This is a genomic window from Pseudomonas sp. NDM, assembly GCF_003105095.1.
Lineage (GTDB): Bacteria > Pseudomonadota > Gammaproteobacteria > Pseudomonadales > Pseudomonadaceae > Aquipseudomonas > Aquipseudomonas moraviensis_A.
Genome location: NZ_QETJ01000167.1, coordinates 1 through 9,697, shown reverse-complemented (window position 1 = coordinate 9,697; position 9,697 = coordinate 1). Strand labels below are relative to the sequence as shown.

Below are 9,697 nucleotides of genomic sequence, written 5' to 3'. Positions count from 1 at the left end.
TCGGCAGCTCCTACATGGGAATGCGTTCCTGTAGGAGCTGCCGAAGGCTGCGATCTTTTGCTTTATCAGGCGAAGACGAAATACTTGCGCACGGTCTCGACCACTTCCCACGTGCCTTTCATGCCCGGCTCAACCACGAAGATATCGCCGGCGCGCAGGTGAATCGGCGCCATGCCGTCCGGGGTGATCACGCAGTAGCCTTCCTGGAAATGGCAGTATTCCCACTTCACATAATCGACGCGCCACTTGCCCGGCGTGCAGATCCAGGTGCCCATGATCTTGCTGCCGTCTTCGCTGGTGTAGGCGTTGAGGTTGACGGTGTGCGGGTCGCCTTCGAGTTTTTCCCACTTGCAGGCATCGAGTACCGGCAGCGGGTGAGTGTCGCGCAGAACGGTGATAGGGGCGGTCGCGGTCATGAGGGACTCCGGGCAAGTGGACTTGAGAATTGAAGTCGCACCCTATAGCGCCCGGTTGTCGCTCAGTTGTCTGGGGTCGACATCGGAGTGCTCAGAAACGCGCGCAGCGGTGAGCGCTTGCAACAATGCCTGGGCATAACCCGGCAGCGCGGCGAAGTCTCTCGCGCAGAGCAATAACGTGCGGCGCGCCCACGGTTCATTGAGCGCCACACATTTGAAGTGTTCGACCTTCGCGCGTTCGACAGCCGCCAACGGCACGATGGCCAGTCCGGCGCCTCGGGCGACCATGCGCATCGCCCCATCGAAGCCATCGGCGCGAATGCGCACCTGCATCCGCGCGCCGCTGTGCAGCGCCTGTTCTTCCAGATAAATCGCCAGTGCGCTGTCGGCACTCAGTCCGACAAAGTCATGCTGCAACGCGTCGCTGAAACTGACCTCGGCGGCGTCAGACAACGGGTGGTCAAGCGGCAGAATCAGCACCAGCGGATCGTCGCGAAAAGCCTGCGTCTGTAGGCCGTTGCTGTCGACCGCGTCGGACACGATGCCCAGATCCGCTGCGCCTTCACGCAAGGCATGGGTGATCCGCGCGCTAGGCAGTTCCTGCAGATCGATGTCCAGATTGGGATGGCTGCGCAGGAAATCCGCGAGCACTTCCGGCAGGTATTCGGTGATCGCCGTGGTGTTGCACAACAGCCGCACCTGGCCTTTGACGCCTTGTGCGTATTCAGCGAGTTCCTGCTGCAGGCGCTCGGCCTGTTGCATAAGAATGCGCGCGTGGCGGGAGAGGGCTTTCCCGGCGGGCGTCGGGGTGACGCCACGCCGACCACGGTCGAGGAATTCGGCGCCCAGCGAGGCTTCCATCGCGCGGATTCTGGCGCTGGCGGCGGCGAGGGATAAATGACTGCGCAGGGCACCGGCGGTGATGTTGCCGGTGTCGATGATGTGCAGGTAGAGGCGCAGGTCGGTGAGGTCGAAGTGCAGGGGGTTTGCCTCTGGTTTTTGTGGTGTCTGGGCTGGCCTCATCGCGAGCAGGCTCACTCCTACAAGGGATCTGCCGCGAACACAAAACTGTAGGAGTGAGCCTGCTCGCGATAGGGCCAGATGCCCTGATTAAAATGTCAGCCTCTTGCAAAGGAAGAGGCAGCCTCAGTATATGGCAGATTTTCACCCGCTCCGGATCAGCGCACATTTACCCCAATGCACACGCTAACCGACTTCTACCAAAACCTGGGCCCGACCCTTTCGCTGCTGGTCATCGCCACCTTCATCCTCGCCGGCATGGTCAAAGGCGTGATCGGGCTCGGCCTGCCCACCGTTGCCATGGGCCTGCTCGGTCTGGCTATGGCGCCGGCGCAGGCAGCCGCTTTGTTGATCATCCCTGCGACTTTGACCAACCTCTGGCAACTGGCCTTCGGCGGGCATCTGCATGGCTTGATCAAACGCCTCTGGCCCATGCTGCTGCTGATCTTCCTCGGCACCGGCATCGGCACCCTCTTGATCGGCATTTCCGGTGGGCACTGGGTCGTGCGCGGGCTCGGCGCGGCGCTGTTGCTGTATGCGTTGAGCGGGCTGTTTCTGCCGACGCTGCACGTCAACCCGCGCCATGAGCGCTGGCTCGGTCCGCTGTGTGGCCTGATCACCGGCGTCATCACCTCCGCCACCGGCGTCTTCGTGATTCCGGCGGTGCCGTACCTGCAAGCAATGGGTCTGAGCCGCGATGAGCTGGTGCAGGCGCTCGGTCTGTCCTTCACCGTTTCGACCCTGGCGCTGGCGCTCGGGCTGCTCTGGCACGGCGCACTTGGCGGGGGTGAATTGAGCGCCTCGCTGCTGGCGCTGATCCCGGCCATGCTCGGCATGTGGCTCGGCCAATGGCTGCGTCAGCGCATCAGTGCGGTGCTGTTCAAGCGGGTGTTCTTTATCGGACTGGGCGCGCTCGGCGCCCATTTGCTGATCAGCGGCTAGCCGACGATTCGCTGAGCATGTCGATCGGGCGAATATCGAAATCGCGTTCCAAGTACTCCATGCGTTTGGCGAAGAACGCTTTCATGTGCGGCAACGCTGAGTGCACATCCAGATGCGCCTGACTTGCCCAGATCTCGTAGAAGATAAACAGCGTCGGATCCTCTTTGTCCCGCAGCATGTGGTACTCGATGCAGCCCGGTTCGGCGCGGCTCGGCTCGACATAGGCGCGGAACAGCGCTTCGAACTCGGCGGCTTTTTCCGGGCGGGTCTTGGCGTGCAGGATGAAACCCTGACGTTCACTCATCACAACTTCCTCGAATGCAGAAAGCGTCGGATGTTACGGCAACAATTGGCTATCGATTCGTGCGTTTTGATCAAATGTATTTTGCGCTGACATGGCTGTTTCCGCGCGAGATCGATGGTTAATCTGCCGCCATTCCATTTAATGTTGCCACCAGCCCCAAGGGCTGCGCCGAGGTTTTCCGATGAAAAAAGTCCTGTTGCTCAATGGCGGTAAAAAATTCGCCCACTCCGATGGCCGCTACAACACCACCTTGCACGAAACCGCGCTGAGCGTGCTCGATCGCGGCGGTGTCGACGTCAAGACCACCTTCATTGATGAGGGCTACGACGTTGCTGAAGAAGTGGCGAAATTCCTCTGGGCCGACGTCATCATTTATCAGATGCCGGGCTGGTGGATGGGCGCGCCGTGGACGGTGAAAAAGTACATCGACGAAGTCTTCACTGAAGGCCACGGCAGCCTCTACGCCAGCGACGGTCGCACCCGTTCCGATGCCTCGCAGAAGTACGGCAGTGGCGGTCTGATTCAGGGCAAGCAATACATGCTGTCGCTGACCTGGAACGCGCCGCAGCAAGCCTTCGATGACCCGACGGATTTCTTCGAAGCCAAAGGCGTGGACGCCGTGTACTTCCCGTTCCACAAGGCCAACGAATTCCTTGGCATGACCGCGCTGCCGACCTTCCTCTGCGTTGACGTGATGAAGCGTCCAAATATCGAGAATGATGTGGTGCGCTATGAGCAGCATCTGACTGAGGTGTTTGGCCTCAAGGCTTGAGGCTTTCAGGCTAATATCGGGGTCATAGCAAAAGATCGCAGCCTTCGGCAGCTCCTGCAGGGGGCATGGCGACTGGCTGCGATCGGCGATTCCAGCGAGGACACCCGTGAAAGCCAGATCCGATGAGTTGCAGATTTTCGTCTGCGTGATCGAATGCGGTTCGATTTCCGCCGCCGCCGAGCAGGTCGGGCAGACGCCGTCGGCGGTGAGCCGCACGCTGTCCCGGCTCGAAGCCAAACTCGACACCACGCTGATCAACCGCACCACGCGGCGCATGGACCTGACCGAGGAGGGCAAGTATTTCTTCGAACAGGCCAAGCTGATCCTCGATCAGATGGATCAACTCGAAGAACGCCTGTCCTCGCGCCAGCAGACTCCGTCCGGACGTTTGCGCATCAACGCCGCCTCGCCGTTCATGCTCCACGCCATCGTCCCCTACATCGACGAGTTCCGGCAGTTGTATCCGGACATTCAGCTCGAACTCAACAGCAATGACCTGATCATTGACCTGCTGGAACAAAGCACCGACGTCGCCATCCGCATCGGCACCCTCGCCGACTCGACGTTGCATGCGCGTTCGCTCGGCTGCAGTCCGTTGCTGATTGTTGCCAGCCCTGCTTACCTGAAAAAACACGGCGCGCCCCGGCAGGTCGCAGACCTGAGTGAACACACGCTGCTCGGCTTCACCCAGAACGAAGGCCTCAACCAATGGCCGCTGCGCTATGTGCATGGCGATCGCTGGCCGATCACCCCGGCGATCAGCGCCTCCAGCGGCGAGACCGTGCGTCATTTGGTGCTGGAAGGGCAGGGCATCGCTTGTCTGTCGCACTTCATGACCATCGACGATATTCGCGCCGGACGCCTGAAAGTCCTGCTCGGCGAATTCAACAGCGGCTACCGCCAGCCGATCAACGCGGTGTACTACCGCAACTCGCAGCTGGCGTTGCGCATCCAGTGCTTCCTCGACTTTATCCAGGGCAAACTCGCCGCCTACGCCAGCGCCGAATTCAAGGGCTGATTCGTGATCCCTGCGCAAGAGTGAATTGGCCGAGGGCGGGTTTTTCGCCGGGTTTCATCGGCCGATACTCGTTGCATCACTTATTCACGCAGGGAGTTAATCCATGAATGTTTTCGTTACCGGCGCGGCCGGTTTTATCGGCGGTTCCATCGCCACCGGTCTGGTTCAGGCCGGGCACAAGGTTACTGGTCTGGTGCGCAGCGCCGAGCAGGCTGACGAACTTAAAGCGCTGGGCATGAACGCGGTAATCGGCACCCTCGATGACAGCCAATTGCTGACGGAACAGGCGCGTGCTGCAGATGCGGTGATCAACGCGGCCAGCAGCGATCATCGCGGCGCGGTTGAAGCGTTGCTCGACGCTTTGCGCGGTTCCAATAAAGTCTTTCTGCACACCAGCGGTTCGAGCATCGTCGGCGATGCGTCCGGCGGCAAATCCAGCGACGTCATTTATTACGAAGACAACCTGCCGGAACCGACCGTCGATAAAGCCGATCGCGTGGCCATCGACAACCTGGTGCTCGCGGCGGCGAAGGACGGCGTCAACTCGGCGGTGATCTGCAACACCCTGATCTACGGCCACAGCCTGGGCGTCAAACGCGACAGCGTGCAATTGCCGCGACTGCTGAAACAGGCGCGCAAGAGCGGCGTGGTGCGCCACGTTGGCAGCGGCCAGAACATCTGGTCCAACGTGCACATCGAGGACGTCGTCGCCCTGTATCTGCTGGCGCTGACCAGGAATGTGCCGGGCACTTTCTACTTCGTTGAAAGCGGTGAAGCGTCGTTCATCGACATGACCACCGCCATGGCCGAAGCCCTCAACCTGGGCAAACCGCAAGACTGGCCACTGCAAGACGCCGAAGCGGAATGGGGCTATGAAATGGCCAACTACGGCCTCGGCTCCAACAGCCGCGTACGCGGCAAACACGCCCGCGAACTGCTGGGCTGGACGCCGAAACGCACGTCGGTGGTTGAATGGATTCGTAGCGAAATGGTGTGAGTCCAGCGCGCACCGAGTGAAGCCATTCGCGAGCAGGTGACCGCGTTCTGTCTGGAGGAATGCGATCAAAAACTGTAGGAGTGAGCCTGCTCGCGATAGCGTCGTGTCAGTCAAATGATCTTGTTTTGACCCACCGCAATCGCGAGCAGGCTCACTCCTACAGGTGACCGCGTTCTGCCTGAAAGAATGCGATCAAAATCTGTAGGAGTGAGCCCGCTCGCGATAGCGCTGTGTCAGGCAAATAATCTTGTTTTGACCCACCGCAATCGCGAGCAAGCTCGCTCCCACAGGTTTATGTGGTGATCTGGAAAGGCATGAAAATCCCGCCCCGCAATTTTCATTAATCACGACAGCACATACTCACCTGCGACACACCTTGTCTCTCCACGAAAATTATTTTCATGCGGTTTGAAATCTCTATCTCGAAATGATTTATGAGTTTCACAACCCATTCGAACGTGACCCTCTCGAGGAGTACCGCATGACGCCTTCCTTCGGCTATTGGCTGCTGGTGTATGCCGCCGTGGCCATCATTGCACTGATCGTGTTGATCGCCCGTTACCGGCTCAATCCGTTCATTGTCATCACTCTGATTTCCCTGGGCCTGGCGCTGGTGGCCGGGATGCCGCCGTCGGCTGTGGTCGGTGCGTATGAGGCCGGCGTCGGCAAGACGCTAGGGCATATTGCGCTGGTGGTGGCGTTGGGGACGATGCTCGGCAAGATGATGGCCGAGTCCGGTGGCGCCGAGCAGATGGCGCGGACGCTGATCGAGCGATTCGGCGAGAAAAACGCACATTGGGCGATGGTCTGCATCGCATTTCTGGTCGGCTTGCCGCTGTTCTTCGAAGTCGGTTTCGTCCTGCTGGTGCCAATCGCCTTCACCGTCGCCCGCCGCGTTGGCGTGTCGATTCTGATGGTCGGTCTGCCGATGGTTGCCGGGCTCTCGGTGGTGCATGCGCTGGTGCCACCGCACCCGGCGGCGATGCTCGCGGTGCAGGCCTATCAGGCCTCGGTCGGGCAGACCTTGCTGTACGCCATCGCGATCGGCATCCCGACCGCGATCATCGCCGGCCCGCTGTACGCCAAGTTCATCGTGCCGCGCATTCAATTGCCGGCGGACAATCCCCTGGAAAAGCAATTTCTCGACCGCGAACCGCGCGACAAACTGCCGGGTTTCGGCATCACCATGGCAACCATTCTGCTGCCGGTGGTGCTGATGCTGATCGGCGGCTGGGCCAACCTGATTTCCACTCCCGGCAGCGCGTTCAACCAGTTCCTGTTGTTCATCGGCAACTCGGTGATCGCGCTGTTGCTGGCGACCTTGCTGAGCTTTTGGACGCTGGGCATCGCCCAAGGCTTCAACCGCGAATCGATCCTCAAATTCACCAACGAATGCCTCGCGCCCACCGCCAGCATCACCTTGCTGGTCGGCGCTGGCGGTGGCTTGAACCGGATTCTGGTGGATGCCGGCGTCACCGATCAGATCGTCGGCCTCGCTCACGAATTTCACCTGTCGCCGCTGATCATGGGCTGGCTGTTCGCAGCACTGATGCGCGTTGCCACCGGTTCTGCAACCGTGGCGATGACCACCGCATCAGGTGTTGTCGCGCCGGTGGCCATCGGTCTGGGTTATCCACACCCTGAACTTTTAGTGCTGGCGACTGGCGCCGGCTCGGTTATCTTTTCCCACGTCAACGACGGCGGCTTCTGGTTGATCAAGGAATACTTCAACATGACGGTCGCACAGACGTTCAAGACCTGGACCGTGCTCGAGACATTGATCTCGCTGGTCGCCTTCGCCCTGACCGTCGGCCTTTCCTACCTGCTGTAACCGGAGCCTGCCGCCCATGGACATCCTCTACCAGATCCGCGCCCGCCAGGATTCCTTCAGCGCCGGCGAGGGTCGCATCGCTCGGCTGATGCTCGACGATGTCGGCTTTGCCGCGAGCGCCAGCCTCGAAGACCTCGCACAACGCGCCGAAGTCAGCACCGCTACGCTGTCGCGTTTTGCCCGCACGGTTGGCTGCCGCGACCTGCGTGACCTGCGCCTGCAACTGGCCCAGGCCAGCGGCGTGGGCAGCCGCTTTCTCGACCCGGCGGGCACGCCTGAGCAGTCGGCGTTCTACGGGCAAATCGTCGGCGATATCGAAACCACCCTGCGTCAGCATCTGGCCGGTTTCGACGAATCGCGTTTTGCCGATGCGGTGAAATTGCTCAGCCAGGCGCGGATGATTCACGCGTTCGGCATGGGCGGTTGCTCGACCCTGTGCAGCGATGAATTGCAGGTGCGCCTGGTGCGCCTCGGTTACCCGATCGCCGTGTGTCACGACGCGGTGATGATGCGCGTAACCGCCGCCAGTTTGAACGCAGAGCAAGTGCTGATCGTCTGCTCGCTGACCGGCATCACCCCGGAGCTTTTGGAAACGGTCGAACTGGCGCGCAACTACGGCGCGCGCATCCTCGCCATCACTCGCGGCGATTCACCGTTGGCCGAACTGGCCGACGTCGTCCTGCCGCTGCAAGGCGCGGAAACCTCGTTCATCTACAAACCCACGGCGGCGCGCTACGGCATGCTGCTCGCTATCGACGTGCTCGCCACCGAGCTGGCGCTGGCCAGCCCTGAAGACAATCAAGAACGTCTGCGGCGAATCAAACTCGCCCTCGACGAATACCGTGGCGGCGACGATCACCTGCCGCTGGGAGACTGACATGCAGTACGACACCCTGATCCGCAACGCCGTGGTCATCGACGGCAGCAACACGCCGGGCTACCGCGCAGACGTGGCGATTCTCAATGGTCGCATCGAGCGTATCGGCGATCTGCCTGACGCCCGCGCCACCGAAGAAATCGACGCCGCCGGCCGGGTGCTGGCGCCGGGTTTCATTGACGTGCACACCCACGACGACACCGTGGTCATCCGCCAACCTGAAATGCTGCCCAAACTCAGCCAGGGCGTGACCACGGTGATCGTTGGCAACTGCGGGATCAGCGCTTCGCCAGTGAGTTTGAAGGGCAATCCGCCGGATCCGATGAACCTGCTCGGCACTGCCGCAGCGTTTATTTATCCACGTTTCAGCGACTATCGCGCCGCCGTCGAAGCGGCCAACCCCACGCTGAATGTCGCCGCGCTGGTCGGCCACACGGCGCTGCGCAGCAATCACCTCGACGACTTGTTGCGCAGCGCGACGCCCGCTGAAATCAGTGCGATGCGCGAGCAGTTGCGCGACAGCCTCGCGGCCGGCGCGTTGGGGTTATCCACAGGCCTGGCCTACGCCAGCGCCTTCAACGCGTCCACCGATGAGGTCATGCAACTGACCGAAGAACTGACGGCGTTCGGCGCGGTGTACACCACCCATTTGCGCAGCGAATTCGCCCCGGTGTTGGAGGCGATGGACGAGGCGTTCCAGATCGGCCGGCATGCGCGATCGCCGGTGATCATTTCCCACCTCAAATGCGCCGGCGTCGGTAATTGGGGCCGCAGTCCGCAGCTGCTGGCAGCGCTGGAAGAGGCAGCGAAAACCCATCCGGTCGGCTGCGATTGCTATCCCTATGCCGCGAGTTCTTCGACTTTGGATTTGAAGCAAGTCACCGACGCCCATCGCATCACCATCACCTGGTCGACACCGCACCCGGAAGTCAGCGGGCGCGACCTGATCGACATTGCTGGCGAATGGAAACTGTCGCTGGAAGAAACCGCGAAACGTCTGCAACCGGCCGGCGCGGTGTACTACGGCATGGATGAGGCGGATGTACGAAGAATCCTCGCCCATCCGCTGTCGATGGTCGGATCTGACGGACTGCCGGAAGACCCGTTCCCGCATCCGCGCCTGTGGGGCGCTTTCCCACGGGTGCTCGGCCATTTCAGCCGCGACGTCGGGTTGTTTCCGCTGCACACCGCCGTGCACAAGATGACCGGTTTGTCGGCGGCGCGTTTTGGCTTGCAAGAAAGGGGCGAGATTCGTGAAGGACACTGGGCCGATCTGGTGTTGTTCGATCCGCACACCGTGCGCGATGTGGCCGATTTCAACGATCCGCAGCGCGCGGCGCAGGGGATTGACGGGGTGTGGGTCAACGGCGTGTTGAGCTATCGCGACGGGCAGGCGAATGGGAGCAGGGCAGGACGGTTTCTGGCACGTGAAGGTGATTTGCGCGAAGGGTTTCGTTGAGTCGAATGACGCCAAAAGATCGCAGCCTTCGGCAGCTCCTACAGGAGATCGCATTCCAATG

At 61.1% G+C, this 9,697-nt stretch carries 10 protein-coding genes; 7 read left to right on the top strand and 3 right to left on the bottom strand.

Features of this window, described 5'->3' with window-relative positions; genetic code table 11:
- Positions 1 to 65: 65 nt before the first annotated feature.
- The gene (locus DCO47_RS22870) at positions 66 to 416 is read right to left on the bottom strand and encodes a cupin domain-containing protein (RefSeq protein ID WP_016770579.1); all 351 of its coding nucleotides are present in this window, start codon (positions 414 to 416) and stop codon (positions 66 to 68) included.
- Positions 417 to 458: 42 nt separating this feature from the next.
- A complete protein-coding gene (locus DCO47_RS22865; RefSeq protein WP_116658978.1) occupies positions 459 to 1,397 on the bottom strand; it encodes a LysR substrate-binding domain-containing protein in 939 nt (312 codons plus the stop codon).
- Positions 1,398 to 1,613: 216 nt separating this feature from the next.
- Between DCO47_RS22865 and DCO47_RS22860 the strand changes: the two genes are divergently transcribed.
- A complete protein-coding gene (locus DCO47_RS22860; RefSeq protein WP_116658977.1) occupies positions 1,614 to 2,378 on the top strand; it encodes a sulfite exporter TauE/SafE family protein in 765 nt (254 codons plus the stop codon).
- On the opposite strand, the gene DCO47_RS22855 is transcribed toward DCO47_RS22860, so the two are convergent.
- Positions 2,368 to 2,682 (bottom strand): putative quinol monooxygenase, encoded by a 315-nt coding sequence (locus tag DCO47_RS22855; protein WP_042608813.1) that lies wholly within the window; start codon positions 2,680 to 2,682, stop codon positions 2,368 to 2,370. The genes DCO47_RS22860 and DCO47_RS22855 overlap by 11 nt on opposite strands.
- Positions 2,683 to 2,863: 181 nt before the next feature.
- On the opposite strand from DCO47_RS22855, the gene DCO47_RS22850 reads away from it, so the two are divergent.
- The 6 genes from DCO47_RS22850 (at position 2,864) to DCO47_RS22820 (ending at position 9,636) form a co-directional block, all read left to right on the top strand.
- Positions 2,864 to 3,454 carry an NAD(P)H-dependent oxidoreductase gene (locus DCO47_RS22850; RefSeq protein WP_042608814.1) on the top strand — a complete coding sequence of 197 codons (591 nt, stop codon included), beginning with the start codon at positions 2,864 to 2,866 and terminating at the stop codon, positions 3,452 to 3,454.
- A gap of 106 nt (positions 3,455 to 3,560) precedes the next feature.
- Entirely contained in the window at positions 3,561 to 4,472 is a 912-nt protein-coding gene (locus DCO47_RS22845; protein ID WP_116658976.1) for a LysR family transcriptional regulator, read from the top strand.
- A 103-nt stretch (positions 4,473 to 4,575) separates the two neighbouring features.
- Entirely contained in the window at positions 4,576 to 5,469 is an 894-nt protein-coding gene (locus tag DCO47_RS22840; RefSeq protein ID WP_116658975.1) for an NAD-dependent epimerase/dehydratase family protein, read from the top strand.
- Positions 5,470 to 5,950: 481 nt separating this feature from the next.
- Positions 5,951 to 7,300, top strand: a complete 1,350-nt coding sequence (locus DCO47_RS22830; protein ID WP_039759733.1) for a GntP family permease — start codon at positions 5,951 to 5,953, stop codon at positions 7,298 to 7,300.
- Between the two features lie 16 nt (positions 7,301 to 7,316).
- Positions 7,317 to 8,177, top strand: coding sequence for a MurR/RpiR family transcriptional regulator (locus DCO47_RS22825; RefSeq protein WP_042608818.1), 861 nt, complete (start codon positions 7,317 to 7,319; stop codon positions 8,175 to 8,177).
- 1 nt (position 8,178) lies between these two features.
- Positions 8,179 to 9,636, top strand: coding sequence for an amidohydrolase family protein (locus DCO47_RS22820; RefSeq protein ID WP_116658974.1), 1,458 nt, complete (start codon positions 8,179 to 8,181; stop codon positions 9,634 to 9,636).
- Positions 9,637 to 9,697 lie beyond the last annotated feature (61 nt).